Here is a 13,877-nt window from a genome sequence, read left to right on the forward strand (position 1 = left end):
TCATCGACTGCTCCCTGGCTGGCATATTTTGAGCGGTTCGTCGTTAACGGTTCCGCACCAAGAGACGCGACGCGGGGTCACTTTTGGCCCTCCGGGAGCCCTGGATTGGGCGTTAACTGACCCCGCGTTGCAGTAACTAGACTTGTACAAGTCGAAAGAGGTTTTAAATGTTTGAGTCCGTACAGGGCCTGCTTGATGAGCATGACTCCATCCAGGCGCAGCTGGGGGATCCTGCTGTTTATGCTGACCAGCGGCTTGCCCGGAAGCTGGGGCGGCGGTCGGCTCAGCTTAATGGCATTGTTGAGGCCTACCACAAGTGGGAGGCCATCCGGGATGACCTTGCTGCTGCCAAGGAGATGGCGGCCGAGGACCCTGAATTTGCTGCCGAGGTTCCCGAGCTTGAGGCCGCGCTGGAAACTGCCGCGGCCAAGCTGCGGCGGCTGCTCATTCCGCGGGATCCTGACGACGCCCGCAACGTCATCCTTGAAGTCAAGGGCGGTGAGGGCGGCGACGAGGCTGCGCTCTTTGCCGGCGACCTGCTGCGCATGTACACCCGGTACGCGGAATCGCGCGGCTGGAAAACCGAAATCATTTCCGCCACGGAATCCGACCTTGGCGGCTACAAGGACGTCCAGGTGGCCGTGAAGGGCAACTCGAACGATCCTGCCGAGGGCGTTTACGCCCGCCTGAAGTTCGAGGGCGGCGTACACCGCGTCCAGCGCGTTCCCGTCACCGAATCCCAGGGCCGCATCCACACCTCGGCGGCCGGCGTGCTGGTCCTCCCCGAGGTGGACGAGCCCGAAGAGCTTGAGATCAACCAGAACGACCTCAAGATCGATGTCTACCGGTCTTCCGGCCCGGGCGGCCAGTCGGTCAACACCACGGACTCTGCCGTGCGCATTACCCACCTTCCCACCGGAATCGTGGTGGCCATGCAGAACGAGAAGTCGCAGCTGCAGAACCGTGAAGCCGGCATGCGCGTGCTGCGGGCACGCATCCTGGCTCACCAGCAGGAGCAGATCGACGCCGAGAACTCGGCCCAGCGGAAGTCGCAGATCCGCACCATGGACCGCTCGGAGCGCATCCGCACGTACAACTACCCGGAAAACCGCATCGCGGACCACCGCACCGGCTACAAGGCATACAACCTGGACCAGGTGATGAACGGCGACCTGGAACCCGTCATCCAGTCCGCAATTGAGATGGACGAACAGGCTCGCCTGGACGCCATCGGCGATTAGTCCTTCCGGCACATCCCAGACATGACACTTGAGCCAGGCCAGTCGCTTGCGGATGCCGTCGCCGAGGCAACAGCCATCCTCCGGGACGCCGGCGTGCCCAGCCCCCGCGTGGACGCCGAACTGCTCGCCGACCACCTCCTGAGTGTCGGGCTCGGCCGCCTCCGCGCCATGATGCTTGGCGATACTCCAGCGCCGGAAGGCTATGCGGCCCTCGTGGCGGAGCGTGCCGGCAGGACGCCGCTGCAGCACATCACCGGTGTGGCGCATTTCCGCTACCTCGAACTGGCCGTGGGGCCGGGGGTCTTCATTCCCCGCCCGGAGACCGAGTCCGTGGTGCAGTTGGTGATCGACCACGTCATCGGCGTGCCGCACCCGCGCATTGTGGACCTTGGTACCGGATCCGGCGCCATCGCCGGCTCCATCGCCCACGAGGTGCCCGGCGCCGAAGTCCACGCGGTGGAGTTCAGCCCCCTCGCCCACGCCTGGGCTGCAAGGAACCTGGCGCCCCTGGGCGTCAACCTCGTCCAGGGGGACCTGCGGGACGCGCTGCCGGAGCTCAACGGAACTTTCGACGTGGTGGTGTCCAACCCGCCCTACATCCCCGCCGAAGCCATCCCCAACGAACCCGAAGTCGCCCTCCACGATCCGCCCGAAGCGCTGTACGGTGGGGGAGCGGACGGGATGGAACTTCCGACGGCGGCCGCTGCCTCCGCGGCCCGCCTCCTGCGGCCCGGCGGCTACTTCGTGATGGAACACGCGGAAGTCCAGGCGGGCTGGATCTCGGCCATGCTGGCCAGGGCAGGGAACTGGACCGGAATCAGGACGCATCTGGACCTCAACGGCAAGGAACGCGCCACCAGCGCCCTGCTCGCGGATCCGGACTACAGGGAATGAAAGAATAGGCGAGTGACCACTACCTACGACTGCACCAGTGACGACGAGCGCGCCAAGGGGCTGGAGCACGCCCAGCGGGCCATCAGCGAGAAGAAGTGCGTGGTCTTTCCCACGGACACTGTTTACGGCATTGCCGCCGACGCCTTTTCGCCCCAGGCCGTGACCATGCTGCTGGTATCCAAGGGACGCAGCCGCACCATGCCACCGCCCGTGCTGATCCCGCGGATCAATGCACTTGATGGACTGGCTACGGATGTGTCCCCGGACGCCCGCAAGCTTGCGGAGGCGTTCTGGCCGGGCGGCCTGACCCTGATCCTGCACGCCCAGCCGTCTCTCGACTGGGATCTGGGTGAGACCAAGGGGACGGTGGCACTGCGCATGCCTGACGACGAGATCGCCCAGGAACTGCTGACCCTCACCGGGCCGCTCGCCGTATCCTCTGCGAACCGGACGGGCCACGCGCCCGGTCAGACGGCCGCCGCCGCGCGCGAGCAGCTTGCCGATTCCGTGGAGGTCTACCTGGAAGGAGGCTTCCGGCCGCAGGAAGGCCAGGACGCCGTGCCCTCCACCATTGTTGACGCCACGGGGCCGCACCTGCGCGTGGTCCGCAACGGTGCCGTAAGCCTTGACCAGCTCCGGGAGCACGTTCCGGGTGTTCTGGGCCTGGGGGAGATCCCCATGGCTGAAGAGGAACCGGTGGATGCAGGACCCGCTGACGCGTCGCCTGCGGTTGCGGCTCCCGTGGCGGAGGAGCAGGCCGCCGCGTCGGTCCAGCCCCCGGCAGGGTCCTCCGCCGTCGAACCCCCCGCTCCCGCAACCCCGGCGCCGGCGCGGGACACTGAATCTTGATGGCACTGGACCGCCAGCAGGTCCCGGTGCTGGATGTTGAAGCAACCCCGCTGCGCGTTCCGGAACTGGTGGCGGAACTCAGCCGCTACGTCCAGGAAGGCTCCACCCGGACGGTGCTGGGCCATAACCTCCACAGCGTCACGCTGACCCTCTCGGATGAGGGCTTCCGCGACCTCTACCAGCGGAGCGACGTGGTCCTGCTGGACGGGGCTCCCGTGCTCTGGCTGTGGGGGAGGACAGGCAAGGCTGAAGGCCCCGTCATGGACTACAGGCTGGGCTCGACCGACTGGCTTCCGGCGCTGGACCAGGTGCGGGGACTGGAGCGGATTGCCGTGCTTGGCGCCGGTGCGGAGGCCAACGCCGGCGCCGTCAGGAAGCTGCAGTCAATCGTCCCCGGCGCAAAGGTTGCAGGCTTTCCGGGGGAGGGCTGGGATGACGGGCTTGAGGATGAAGCTGTGGCCTGGCTCCACCGGCAGCAGCCGCAGCTGGTCCTGATCGGACTTGGCATGCCCCTGCAGGAAAAAGTCCTGCAGCGGCGCCTTGGCGAGATGCCGCCCGCGGTCTACTGCGCCGTAGGCGGAGCGATCGAACAGCTTGCCGGCTTCCAGAAGCTCGCCCCCCGGTGGCTGGGCAGGCTGGGACTGGAGTGGGCGTGGCGCCTGCTGCTTCATCCCCGCCGCGTGGCGTACCGCGTGCTTGGCGAGCCCTGGGTGCTGCTGTGGCTCCTGGCCGCCCGCGGGCTGAAGCGCCAGGGGCTGGCGCGCAGGAGCTAGGAACCGCAGCCTAGAACTTCTGGTCTTCCAGCGGCGCGAACCCCTTGCCCCGGAGGCCGGTGGTGAAGGACCTGGCCCAGCCCAGGAAGCCGGGAAGGTCCCGGTGCTGCAGGAAGTAGCCCAGATAGCCGCCCACATCCGCAACGAAGGACCTGACGCGGAAGTACCGGCGGATCAGATAGCCGCGGTTCCGGTAGTAGTAGTACCGCTTGAAGGCCGATTCCGGAACAATGACGTGCCAGCCGGCGCCGAATACATGCTGGGTCTCCGAAAACGCGTGCGGGTGGGTGATGGCGGTAGTGGTCACCGTGCCGAACCTGATCCCCGCCTTGCGAAGACGGATGGTGAAGTCAACCTCGTCGCCGCGGATAAAGAGCCGCATGTCGGGCAGGCCCACTTTGAAGAAGACGTCGGAACGGATCAGCGCCCCGTTGAAGAAGTGGCCGTCGTTGGGCAGGAAGCCCAGCTTTTCCACCTCGGCGCGGCTGTGCGTGACCTTGCCGTCCAGACGGAAGAAAAAGGAAAGCCGGTCGGGCTGGCCCGGCGCCGTCACCAGCGGAACCACCGCTTCCAGGTCCCGTGCCTCAGCCTCACGCACCAGCGTTGCAAGGCATTCCGGATCAGCCGGCTCGGCGTCGTCGTCCATCATCCAGATCCATGTGGCACCGCTGGCCACGGCCTTCAGCGCCGCCAGGGCGAATCCGCCTGCTCCACCGAGGTTTGCTTCCGAGCGGACGTAGTCGACATTCGGGTGCTTGGCGGCGACGTCCACGGCCGGGGCCGTGCCGCTGTCCACCAGGCAGATCGTCTCCACGGGTGCGCTCTGCGCGTTGATCGCGTCCAGCAGGACAGCCAGTTCATTGGGCCGGTCGAAGGTCACGGCAGCGACGGCTATGCGGGGGGTCATTGGGGTCCTTTCAGCATGGCTGACAGGGATTTCCCCGCTCGCACTGCGCCGTGTGGCGCGAAGCCATGATGCTGTTGGCGCTAGTATCTTTGACTAGAGTCCACTGTAATACAGCCCTGTAAGGCACTGCGTTTTGTAAGACACTGCGTTCTGTAAGGCACTGCGTTTTGTATGGCACTGCGCATACGGAAATGCGTACTGCCTGCTGCGCGCTCGGCGACGGAGAAGTTTCATTTATCGAAGAACAGATTCCCGGCCAGTGAGCCCCTCGACCAAGGACCAGCTGCCGGCACGGTTGCCCTGCTTCAGCTTCCCCCCTGAAACGGCCCCCGCCCCATGATCATGTACCTGCTGATGGGGCTGACGGCTGCCATCGTGTCCTACGCGGCCACCTGGGCAGCGCGGGTCGTCGGCCACCGGCTGGAACTGCACCTGCCCATCCGCAGCCGCGACATGCATTCGATCCCGGTGTCGCGGCTGGGCGGCGTGGCGATTTTCCTCGGAGTGATGGTTGCGCTGATTGTTGCCAGCCAGTCATTCTTCGTCAAGGACATCTACCGCAATAACTTCTCCCCCTGGGGCGTCCTTGCCGGTGCTGCCGTCATCGTCCTGGTGGGCGTGGCGGACGACCTGCTGGACATCCGCTGGTGGGTGAAACTCATCGGGCAAAGCGCCGCGGGCCTTACTGTGGCCATCTGGGGAGTCCAGATGACCATCGTCCCCTGGGTGCCGGAAGCGATCTACCTCGAAAACGAGACGGTACGGGTGCTCTTGACCGCGGGACTGATCGTCACCACGATGAACGCCTTCAACTTCATCGACGGCCTGGATGGCCTCGCCGCGGGTGTGGCCATCATCGGCGGGACCGCGTTCTTCTTCACCGCATACTGGGTGCACCGCAACGCCGTGCTGCTGGACTATTCGGACCTCGCCACCCTGATCACCGCCGTCCTGGTGGGCAGCTGCCTGGGCTTCCTCCCGCACAACTGGTTTCCGTCCAAAATCTTCATGGGCGATTCCGGTGCGATGCTGATCGGGCTGCTGATGGCTTCTGCCGGCGTCGTGTCCACCGGACAGATCACCTCGGGTCTGTATGACAGGGCCAACGGTATCTCCACCGTGATTCCCATCCTGCTTCCGTTCGCCGTCCTCTTCCTGCCGCTGCTGGACCTGGGCCTGGCCGTGGTGCGGCGCACCGCCCGCGGCCGCTCGCCCTGGTCCGCGGACAAGGGCCACCTGCACCACAAGTTGCTGGACATCGGCTACTCGCACCGCACCGCGGTGATCCTGATGTACCTCTGGACCGGCATCCTCTCCTTCGGGGGACTGGCCTTCGCCATCTTCCCGTGGCAGGTGGTGCTCGCTGTGGACCTCTTCGCCACCCTTGTCATGGGCCTCGTCACCGCCTGGCCGTACCTTGCCCGGCGCGGCGAAGAGACGCGGGCGTAACCTCGATGCCAATTATTTCTATCTCGTGTAGAATTTAGGGGCAGCCAAAGCTGCCCCTCCAAACCTGCCTGCCGGCGAACCGCCTGTTGGTGCCGACGATTGGGATCGAATGACCTCCAACGCCGAGTCCGGACCTCCGTCCGGCAACGGAAGTGTTGGCGCATCCGGCCCCACTCCGTCGCTCTGGCTGCACCTCCTCAAGCTGAGCTCGATTGCTTCTGCCGCCGGCCTGCTCCTCTGCGCGGTCGCAGCCGTGCTTCTGCAGGGCGTGAACGCCGCCCTGTCCAGTACCGCGGGCGGCCTGCTGGTCATGCTGTTCTTCGGAATCAGCCTCCTGGTGGGACATTTCGTGGGCCGCGGTAACCCTTCGGGCGCCATCGGCATGTTCGTGGCAACCTACTTCGTCAAGGTGGTCGGCTTCGCCGTCGTGCTGTTCGTCGTAGGGGCTCCGCAGTGGCTGCAAGGGCGCTGGTTTGTGGCCGGAGCGGTGACCGCAGTGGTCCTGTGGCAGGCTGCTGAAATCTACGGTTTCAGCAAGGCGCGCCTGCAGATCTACAACGAGCCGGAACAAGGAAAACCATGATGCGTGATCCGAAGAAACCCAACAAAGGCCGCAACGGGAACAGCGGATCGAGCGGTTCTGCCCCCGGTGTATCGAGCGACGGAACCAGCGGCGGATACAACGCCGGCATGGCCGTATTCAGCTACATCATTGGCGGAATCATCGTCTGGAGTTTGATAGGGTGGGGACTGGATTACGTGTGGGGAACGCGCTGGATCGTGCTCGCAGGCGCCCTGCTTGGAGCCGTCGGAGGTTTCTACCTTTCCCACATGCATGGCCTTACCAGTTCTCGAAACAATGCTGGGGAGCGCCGTGCTTCCAGCGGGCCGTCCCAGGACGGCGACACTAATGCCAAATAATTTCACAGGGGGAACAGCAGGCCTTCCGGCTGCCGGTCCCCGCCCAACGCCCAATGATGGACACTGCAGAGAGGAAACGCGTTGATCGCGCTTGCGCTCCCGGCCCAAGATTCAGGAGAGTTTACTCCTCCTGGTATTAACGAAATGCATTTGCCGGCAATCCTGCCGTGGGGTGCCGCAGAAGGATTCTCCAAGCAGATGCTGCTGGTCCTCCTCTCTGTCGTCTTTATCGCCGTCTTCTTCGTGCTTGCCGCACGCAAGCAGCAGCTGGTACCCGGCAAGCTCCAGTTCGCCGGCGAGGCCGCCTACGGCTTCGTCCGGAACGGAATCGCCAAGGACATCATCGGCGGCAGGGACTTCATGAAGTACGTCCCGCTGCTGTTCAGCCTCTTCTTCTTCATCCTGGTCAACAACATCTACGGGGCCATCCCGTTCTTCCAGCTCCCCACGTTCTCGCACGTGGGCGGCGCCTACGTGCTGGCCGGCATTGTCTACGTCACCTGGATCGCCATCGGCGTCAAGAAGAACGGACTCCGTTACTTCAAGCTGGCCACCGTGCCCTCCGGTGTTCCGTGGTTCATCCTTCCGATCGTCATCCCGATCGAGATCATCTCCAACTTCCTGGTCCGGCCTGTTACGCACAGCCTCCGTCTGTTCGCCACCATGCTCGCAGGCCACCTCATCGTGATGATCGCCGGCTACGGCATCGAGTTCCTCGTCATGCAGGAGAACCTCCTGCTCAAGGGAACCTCGCTCCTGGTCCTGGCCGGGGCGATCGCCATGTACATGCTTGAAGCCCTGATCATGGTCCTGCAGGCCTACGTCTTTACCCTGCTGACTGCGATCTACATCGAAGGCGCACTTCACGCCGACAGCCACTAGGCACCCTGCCTGCCGGCAACCCGCCGCCGGGCACTAAGACTTCCCCTCGCGGGGATAGAGCAAACCAAACAACCTGCCACATGGGTGGCATCTTGAAAGGAATAAAAATGGAAGGCAATCTCAACCTCGTAGGTTACGGTCTGTCCGCAATCGGCGGTGGTATCGGTGTTGGTCTCGTATTCGCTGCCTACATCAACGGCGTTGCACGCCAGCCGGAAGCACAGCGCGTCCTGCAGCCGATCGCATTCCTCGGCCTTGCGCTGACCGAAGCCCTCGCCATCCTCGGCCTGGTCTTCGCCTTCGTTCTCTAGTCCTTAGAGCGAAGCGAACTTACAGAACCGAGTAGATAAGGACGGGTGAAATATGAATCAGCTGATCATCTCAGCCGCCACTGAGGGCGAAGTCAACCCCCTGGTTCCCAATATCTGGGAAATGGGCGTTGTTTTCGTGGGCTTTGCCATCCTCTTTTTCATCGTGGTCAAGTTCGTTGTCCCGATGTTCGAAAAGACCTTCGCCGAGCGTGCCGAGGCCATCGAAGGCGGCATTGCAAAGGCTGAAAAGGCCCAGGCTGAGGCGTCTGCTGCACTCGAAGAGTACAAGCAGCAGCTGACCGACGCCCGCACCGAAGCCAACCGCATCCGTGAGGAAGCCCGCGCCGAAGGTGCCCAGATCCTCGCGGATCTCAAGGAGAAGGCAGCTGCAGAGTCTGCCCGCATCACGGCCCAGGCCCACGCACAGATCGAGTCCGAGCGCCAGGCGGCCGTTGTGTCCCTGCGTTCCGAGGTCGGCACCCTGGCCACCACCCTGGCGGGCCGGATTGTCGGCGAAGCGCTCAGCGACGACGAGCGTGCAGCACGGGTCGTGGACCGTTTCCTGGCAGATCTGGAGACCCAGAACGCAGGTGCAGCTAAGTAATGGCAGGCGTATCGAGCGAATCGCTGGCAACAGCGCTGGCAGAGTTGGAAGCCAAACTTCCCACCGCGTCGCTGCAGCTGGCAAAGGAACTCTTCGGAATTCTGGGAATGGTGGACAGCTCGGCTGGCTTGCGCCGCGCCCTGACTGACCCGTCCCGCAACGGTGACGAAAAGTCGGCGCTGGTCAAGCAGCTGGTTGGCGGGAAAGTCTCCGCTGATGCTGCAGAGATCGCGGGCGGACTGGCCAGCTCGCGCTGGGCAACGGCCCGTGACATCGGCGATGCACTCGAGACTCTTGCCGCAACGGTGGTCATTTCCGTTGCTGAAAACAAGTCGGCCGTTTCTGCCTCCGGAATCACTGGCCTGGAAGAACTGGAAAACGATCTGTTCTCCTTCAACCAGGCCGTTGCCTCCAGCCACGAGGTGCAACGTGCTCTGTCCGAACCACAGGCCAGTGCTGCGGCCAAGGCCACACTGGCCGCGAAGCTGGTGCCAGCTGCAAGCGAGGAAGCTAAAGTCCTCATCTCGCAGGCCGTCACCCAGCCCCGCGGCATCAAGCCCACGCGGCTGGTTCAGCGGTTCGCCGAACTGGCGGCCAAGCGGCAGCAGCGCTGGATTGCAACGGTCAGCGTGACCCGTCCCCTGACGCAGACGCAGCTTGACCGCCTCCAGGCGGGCCTGAATGCCATGTACGGGCGGGAACTGAAGGTCAACTTCAATGTTGACCCGTCACTTATTGGCGGCATCCGTGTCCAGGTTGGTGACGAAGTGCTCGACGCTTCGGTCCTCGCCAGGCTGGGCCAATTGCAGCGCCAGCTGGCCGGCTAGCCGGACAAGCACAACCTAACTGATAGAAACCCCGGTCACCGGAAACGGTGATCACAAAACAGGAGAGCAGGGACTGCAGATGGCCGAATTGACCATCAACGCCGACGACGTCCGTATTGCGCTGAACGAGTTCGCGGCGTCCTACGAACCCGGAAACGCAGAACGCGTAGAGGTCGGCCGCGTATCTACCGCTGGTGACGGCATCGCCCGTGTTGAGGGCCTTCCCTCGGTCATGGCGAACGAGCTGCTTCGCTTTGAGGACGGCACGCTGGGCCTGGCCCAGAACCTCGACGTCCGCGAAATCGGCGTCATCATCCTCGGCGACTTCACCGGCATCGAAGAAGGCCAGGAAGTCCACCGCACCGGACAGGTTCTGTCCGTTCCCGTGGGCGACGCCTTCCTTGGCCGCGTTGTCGACCCGCTGGGCATGCCCATCGACGACCTCGGCGAGATCAAGGCCGAAACCACCCGCGCGCTGGAGCTCCAGGCTCCCGGCGTGACCCAGCGCAAATCGGTGCACGAGCCGATGCAGACCGGACTCAAGGCCATCGACGCCATGATCCCGATCGGCCGCGGCCAGCGCCAGCTCATCATTGGCGACCGCCAGACCGGCAAGTCGGCCATTGCGATCGACACCATCATCAACCAGAAGGCCAACTGGGCTTCGGGCGATGTGACCAAGCAGGTCCGCTGCATCTACGTGGCCATCGGTCAGAAGGCGTCCACCATCGCCGCCATCCGCCAGACCCTCGAGGACAACGGCGCACTGGAGTACACCACTATCGTGGCGTCTCCGGCATCCGACCCCGCAGGCTTCAAGTACCTGGCACCGTATGCAGGTTCCGCTATCGGCCAGCACTGGATGTACGGCGGCAAGCACGTCCTCATCGTGTTCGATGACCTCTCCAAGCAGGCCGAGGCCTACCGTGCAGTGTCGCTGCTGCTCCGCCGCCCGCCGGGCCGCGAAGCCTACCCGGGCGACGTGTTCTACCTGCACTCCCGCCTGCTGGAGCGTTGTGCAAAACTGTCCGACGAACTGGGTGCCGGTTCCATGACGGGCCTGCCGCTGATCGAGACCAAGGCGAACGACGTGTCCGCCTACATCCCGACCAACGTCATCTCCATCACCGACGGCCAGATCTTCCTCCAGTCGGACCTCTTCAACGCCAACCAGCGCCCCGCTGTCGACGTTGGTGTGTCCGTTTCCCGCGTGGGCGGCGCCGCACAGGTGAAGTCCATGAAGAAGGTCTCCGGTACGTTGAAGCTGGATCTGGCCCAGTACCGCGACATGCAGGCATTCGCCATGTTCGCGTCGGACCTGGATGCCGCATCCCGCCAGCAGCTGACCCGTGGCGCCCGCCTGATGGAACTGCTCAAGCAGGGCCAGTACTCGCCGTTCCCGGTGGAGAACCAGGTTGTGTCCATCTGGGCCGGCACCAACGGCTACCTGGACGACGTTCCGGTTGAGGACATCAGCCGCTTCGAGTCCGAGTTCCTGGAGCACCTGACGCACAAGTCCTCGATCCTCACCACGCTGGCGCAGACCAATGTGCTGGACGACGACACCGCAGCAGCCCTGAAGTCCGCCATCGTGGACTTCAAGAAGGGTTTCTTCGGCGAGGGCGACGACCGCTTGGTAGGCGCCGGCCACGAGGAGCATGAAGCCATCTCCGAGGGCGAAGTCGACCAGGAAAAAATCGTCAAGCAGAAGCGCTAGTTCCGCTGGCCGGATGTGCCGGGCCCAAGGGCCCGGCGCATCCGGTCTAAGGAATGTTAGGAAAGGATAAGTATGGGAGCCCAGATTCGGGTCTACCGCCAGAAGATCAGCTCGACCACGTCGATGCGCAAGATCTTCAAGGCGATGGAACTGATCGCTACCTCGCGCATCGGCAAGGCCCGTGCGCGCGTAGCAGCTTCACTGCCTTACGCGAACGCGATCACACGCGCCGTTTCTGCTGTCGCAACTCAAAGCGAAATCGACCACCCGTTGACCACCGAGCCGGATCAGATCCGCCGTGCCGCTGTCCTGGTAATTACCGCGGACCGTGGACTGGCAGGTTCGTACTCGGCCAGCGTGCTCAAGCAGGCGGAAGGTCTCATCGAGCTGCTCCACGAAGAAGGCAAGGAAGTCAAGACGTACGTCGTTGGACGTAAGGCCCAGGCCTACTTCGATTTCCGGAACCGTGAATACGCACGGGTCTGGACCGGAGGCACGGACGCACCCGAATTCGCCACCGCGCGCGAAATCGGCGAAGCACTGCTGTCCGAGTTCGCAACCGACTACGAAGAGGGCGGCGTGGACGAGATCCACGTGGTGTACACCCGCTTCAAGTCCATGGTTACCCAGGAGCCCACGGTCATCCGCCTGCTTCCGCTGGAAGTAGTGGAAGAGCAGGCCGCTTCTGAATCGGACCTGTTGCCGCTGTACGAATTCGAGCCGGAAACCGAGCAGGTTCTTGATGCCCTGCTGCCGCGCTACATCGAGTCACGCATCTTCGCGGCCATGCTGCAGGCTGCGGCTTCGGAGCTTGCTGCACGCCAGCGGGCCATGAAGTCCGCCGGCGACAACGCCACGGACCTCATCAAGAAGTACACGCGTCTGCGCAACACGGCCCGCCAGGCTGAAATTACGCAGGAGCTTTCCGAGATTGTTGCCGGCGCCGACGCCCTCGCGTCCTAGCCTGCAGCAGGTCGGATTCCGCAGGACCTGCACCACCACAGATAAACTTAAACCCACGCCATCTACTGAGTGAAGTGAGAGAGATGACTGCCACTGCTACCGAACACGTAGCCGCAACGTCCGGTGCCACCGGCCGCATTGCGCGCGTAATCGGCCCGGTTGTCGACGTCGAATTCCCGGCTGACGCAATCCCGTCCATCTACAATGCCCTCACCACCGAGATTACTCTCAACGGTGTAACCAAGACCATCACGTTCGAGACCGCCCTGCACCTGGGCGACAACCTCATTCGCGCCATCTCCCTGCAGGCTACCGACGGACTGGTCCGCGGCACCAACGTAGTGGACACCGGCGCCCCCATCTCCGTACCCGTTGGCGACGGCGTCAAGGGCCACATCTTCAACGTGCTGGGCCAGCCCCTGGACGTTGCAGAGTCGGAACTGGACATCAGCGAACGCTGGCCGATCCACCGCAAGGCACCGAACTTCGCCTCGCTCGAAGGCTCCACCGAGATGCTGGAAACCGGCATCAAGGTCATCGACCTCCTCACCCCCTACATCAAGGGTGGAAAGATCGGCCTCTTCGGCGGCGCCGGCGTGGGCAAGACCGTTCTGATCCAGGAAATGATCACCCGTGTGGCCCGCAACTTCGGTGGTACCTCGGTATTCGCCGGCGTCGGCGAGCGTACCCGTGAGGGCAACGACCTCTGGGTTGAAATGGAAGAGGCAGGCGTCCTCAAGGACACCGCCCTTGTGTTCGGCCAGATGGATGAGCCGCCGGGAACGCGCCTCCGCGTGGCCCTGTCCGCGCTGACCATGGCGGAGTACTTCCGCGATGTCCAGAACCAGGACGTGCTGCTCTTCATCGACAACATCTTCCGCTTCACGCAGGCAGGTTCCGAGGTCTCCACCCTCCTCGGCCGCATGCCCTCCGCCGTGGGCTACCAGCCGAACCTGGCTGACGAGATGGGCCTCCTGCAGGAGCGCATCACCTCCACCAAGGGCCACTCCATCACCTCGATGCAGGCCATCTACGTCCCCGCGGATGACTACACCGACCCGGCCCCGGCAACTACCTTTGCGCACCTGGACGCGACCACGGAACTTTCCCGTGAAATCGCCTCCCGTGGCCTGTACCCGGCAGTTGACCCGCTGACGTCCACCTCCCGCATCCTGGACCCCCAGTACATCGGCAAGGACCACTACAACACGGCTGTCCGTGTCAAGCAGATCCTGCAGAAGAACAAGGAACTCCAGGACATCATCGCCATCCTCGGCGTTGACGAACTCTCCGAAGAGGACAAGATCGTCGTGTCGCGTGCACGCCGCATCCAGCAGTTCCTCTCGCAGAACACCTACACCGCCAAGCAGTTCACCGGCGTCGAAGGTTCCACGGTTTCCATCAAGGACACCGTCGAAGGCTTCTCCGCCATCTGCGATGGCGAGCTCGACCACATCGCAGAGCAGGCGTTCTTCAACGTCGGCGGCCTGGATGACGTAGAGCGCCAGTGGGCCAAGATCCAGGAACAGACCAAGTAAT

General features: G+C 63.7%; 15 protein-coding genes. 14 read left to right on the forward strand and 1 reads right to left on the reverse strand.

Annotated elements, in window-relative coordinates; all coding sequences use genetic code 11:
* The first annotated feature begins 167 nt into the window (after window positions 1-167).
* The 4 genes from prfA to PV768_RS03660 are packed head-to-tail and all read left to right on the forward strand — an operon-like array spanning window position 168 to window position 3,757.
* Window positions 168-1,241 (forward strand): peptide chain release factor 1, encoded by a 1,074-nt coding sequence (prfA, locus tag PV768_RS03645; protein WP_157241824.1) that lies wholly within the window; start codon window positions 168-170, stop codon window positions 1,239-1,241.
* Between the two features lie 21 nt (window positions 1,242-1,262).
* Entirely contained in the window at window positions 1,263-2,135 is an 873-nt protein-coding gene (gene prmC / locus PV768_RS03650; protein WP_323056550.1) for a peptide chain release factor N(5)-glutamine methyltransferase, read from the forward strand.
* Window positions 2,136-2,147: 12 nt separating this feature from the next.
* Window positions 2,148-2,984 carry an L-threonylcarbamoyladenylate synthase gene (locus PV768_RS03655; RefSeq protein WP_421092309.1) on the forward strand — a complete coding sequence of 279 codons (837 nt, stop codon included), beginning with the start codon at window positions 2,148-2,150 and terminating at the stop codon, window positions 2,982-2,984.
* Window positions 2,984-3,757, forward strand: coding sequence for a WecB/TagA/CpsF family glycosyltransferase (locus PV768_RS03660; protein ID WP_157241826.1), 774 nt, complete (start codon window positions 2,984-2,986; stop codon window positions 3,755-3,757). The genes PV768_RS03655 and PV768_RS03660 overlap by 1 nt, the downstream gene beginning before the upstream one ends.
* 10 nt (window positions 3,758-3,767) lie before the next feature.
* Here the strand turns inward: PV768_RS03660 and PV768_RS03665 are convergent, their stop codons facing one another.
* A complete protein-coding gene (locus PV768_RS03665) occupies window positions 3,768-4,664 on the reverse strand; it encodes a glycosyltransferase (protein ID WP_421092310.1) in 897 nt (298 codons plus the stop codon).
* A 336-nt stretch (window positions 4,665-5,000) separates the two neighbouring features.
* Here PV768_RS03665 and PV768_RS03670 point away from each other — a divergent pair, with 336 nt between their 5' ends.
* From PV768_RS03670 to atpD, 10 genes are all read left to right on the forward strand, one after another.
* On the forward strand, window positions 5,001-6,113 hold the full coding sequence (locus PV768_RS03670) for an MraY family glycosyltransferase (RefSeq protein WP_157241828.1): 1,113 nt from the start codon (window positions 5,001-5,003) through the stop codon (window positions 6,111-6,113).
* 109 nt (window positions 6,114-6,222) lie between these two features.
* Window positions 6,223-6,696: a hypothetical protein gene (locus tag PV768_RS03675; RefSeq protein WP_421092311.1), complete on the forward strand. Its 474-nt coding sequence runs from the start codon at window positions 6,223-6,225 to the stop codon at window positions 6,694-6,696.
* On the forward strand, window positions 6,696-7,034 hold the full coding sequence (locus tag PV768_RS03680) for an AtpZ/AtpI family protein (RefSeq protein WP_157243091.1): 339 nt from the start codon (window positions 6,696-6,698) through the stop codon (window positions 7,032-7,034). Before PV768_RS03675 ends, PV768_RS03680 begins: the two co-directional genes overlap by 1 nt.
* 81 nt (window positions 7,035-7,115) lie before the next feature.
* Entirely contained in the window at window positions 7,116-7,916 is an 801-nt protein-coding gene (atpB, locus tag PV768_RS03685; protein WP_321213856.1) for a F0F1 ATP synthase subunit A, read from the forward strand.
* Between the two features lie 107 nt (window positions 7,917-8,023).
* The gene (gene atpE, locus PV768_RS03690; protein ID WP_009356484.1) at window positions 8,024-8,227 is read left to right on the forward strand and encodes an ATP synthase F0 subunit C; all 204 of its coding nucleotides are present in this window, start codon (window positions 8,024-8,026) and stop codon (window positions 8,225-8,227) included.
* A 52-nt stretch (window positions 8,228-8,279) separates the two neighbouring features.
* Complete coding sequence (locus tag PV768_RS03695; RefSeq protein WP_323056548.1) at window positions 8,280-8,831, forward strand: F0F1 ATP synthase subunit B; 552 nt, start codon at window positions 8,280-8,282, stop codon at window positions 8,829-8,831.
* Window positions 8,831-9,658 carry a F0F1 ATP synthase subunit delta gene (locus tag PV768_RS03700; protein WP_421092312.1) on the forward strand — a complete coding sequence of 276 codons (828 nt, stop codon included), beginning with the start codon at window positions 8,831-8,833 and terminating at the stop codon, window positions 9,656-9,658. Before PV768_RS03695 ends, PV768_RS03700 begins: the two co-directional genes overlap by 1 nt.
* Before the next feature lie 79 nt (window positions 9,659-9,737).
* On the forward strand, window positions 9,738-11,375 hold the full coding sequence (gene atpA, locus PV768_RS03705) for a F0F1 ATP synthase subunit alpha (protein ID WP_157241833.1): 1,638 nt from the start codon (window positions 9,738-9,740) through the stop codon (window positions 11,373-11,375).
* Window positions 11,376-11,447: 72 nt separating this feature from the next.
* Window positions 11,448-12,338, forward strand: coding sequence for a F0F1 ATP synthase subunit gamma (locus PV768_RS03710; protein WP_157241834.1), 891 nt, complete (start codon window positions 11,448-11,450; stop codon window positions 12,336-12,338).
* A gap of 83 nt (window positions 12,339-12,421) precedes the next feature.
* Window positions 12,422-13,876 carry a F0F1 ATP synthase subunit beta gene (gene atpD, locus PV768_RS03715; protein ID WP_157241835.1) on the forward strand — a complete coding sequence of 485 codons (1,455 nt, stop codon included), beginning with the start codon at window positions 12,422-12,424 and terminating at the stop codon, window positions 13,874-13,876.
* The last annotated feature ends 1 nt before the right edge of the window (window position 13,877 follow it).

The sequence above is a fragment of the Pseudarthrobacter sp. CC4 genome (genome assembly GCF_048957775.1).
Classification (GTDB): Bacteria; Actinomycetota; Actinomycetes; order Actinomycetales; family Micrococcaceae; genus Arthrobacter.

Coding starts and splice junctions, on each gene's coding strand:
- PV768_RS03660 (WP_157241826.1), top strand. CDS start 2,984: ATGGCACTGGACCGCCAGCAGGTCCCGGTGCTGGATGTTGAAGCAACC.
- PV768_RS03680 (WP_157243091.1), top strand. CDS start 6,696: ATGCGTGATCCGAAGAAACCCAACAAAGGCCGCAACGGGAACAGCGGA.
- prmC (WP_323056550.1), top strand. CDS start 1,263: ATGACACTTGAGCCAGGCCAGTCGCTTGCGGATGCCGTCGCCGAGGCA.
- PV768_RS03670 (WP_157241828.1), top strand. CDS start 5,001: ATGATCATGTACCTGCTGATGGGGCTGACGGCTGCCATCGTGTCCTAC.
- PV768_RS03665 (WP_421092310.1), bottom strand. CDS start 4,664: ATGACCCCCCGCATAGCCGTCGCTGCCGTGACCTTCGACCGGCCCAAT.
- PV768_RS03700 (WP_421092312.1), top strand. CDS start 8,831: ATGGCAGGCGTATCGAGCGAATCGCTGGCAACAGCGCTGGCAGAGTTG.
- atpD (WP_157241835.1), top strand. CDS start 12,422: ATGACTGCCACTGCTACCGAACACGTAGCCGCAACGTCCGGTGCCACC.
- atpE (WP_009356484.1), top strand. CDS start 8,024: ATGGAAGGCAATCTCAACCTCGTAGGTTACGGTCTGTCCGCAATCGGC.
- PV768_RS03695 (WP_323056548.1), top strand. CDS start 8,280: ATGAATCAGCTGATCATCTCAGCCGCCACTGAGGGCGAAGTCAACCCC.
- PV768_RS03710 (WP_157241834.1), top strand. CDS start 11,448: ATGGGAGCCCAGATTCGGGTCTACCGCCAGAAGATCAGCTCGACCACG.
- atpA (WP_157241833.1), top strand. CDS start 9,738: ATGGCCGAATTGACCATCAACGCCGACGACGTCCGTATTGCGCTGAAC.
- prfA (WP_157241824.1), top strand. CDS start 168: ATGTTTGAGTCCGTACAGGGCCTGCTTGATGAGCATGACTCCATCCAG.
- PV768_RS03675 (WP_421092311.1), top strand. CDS start 6,223: ATGACCTCCAACGCCGAGTCCGGACCTCCGTCCGGCAACGGAAGTGTT.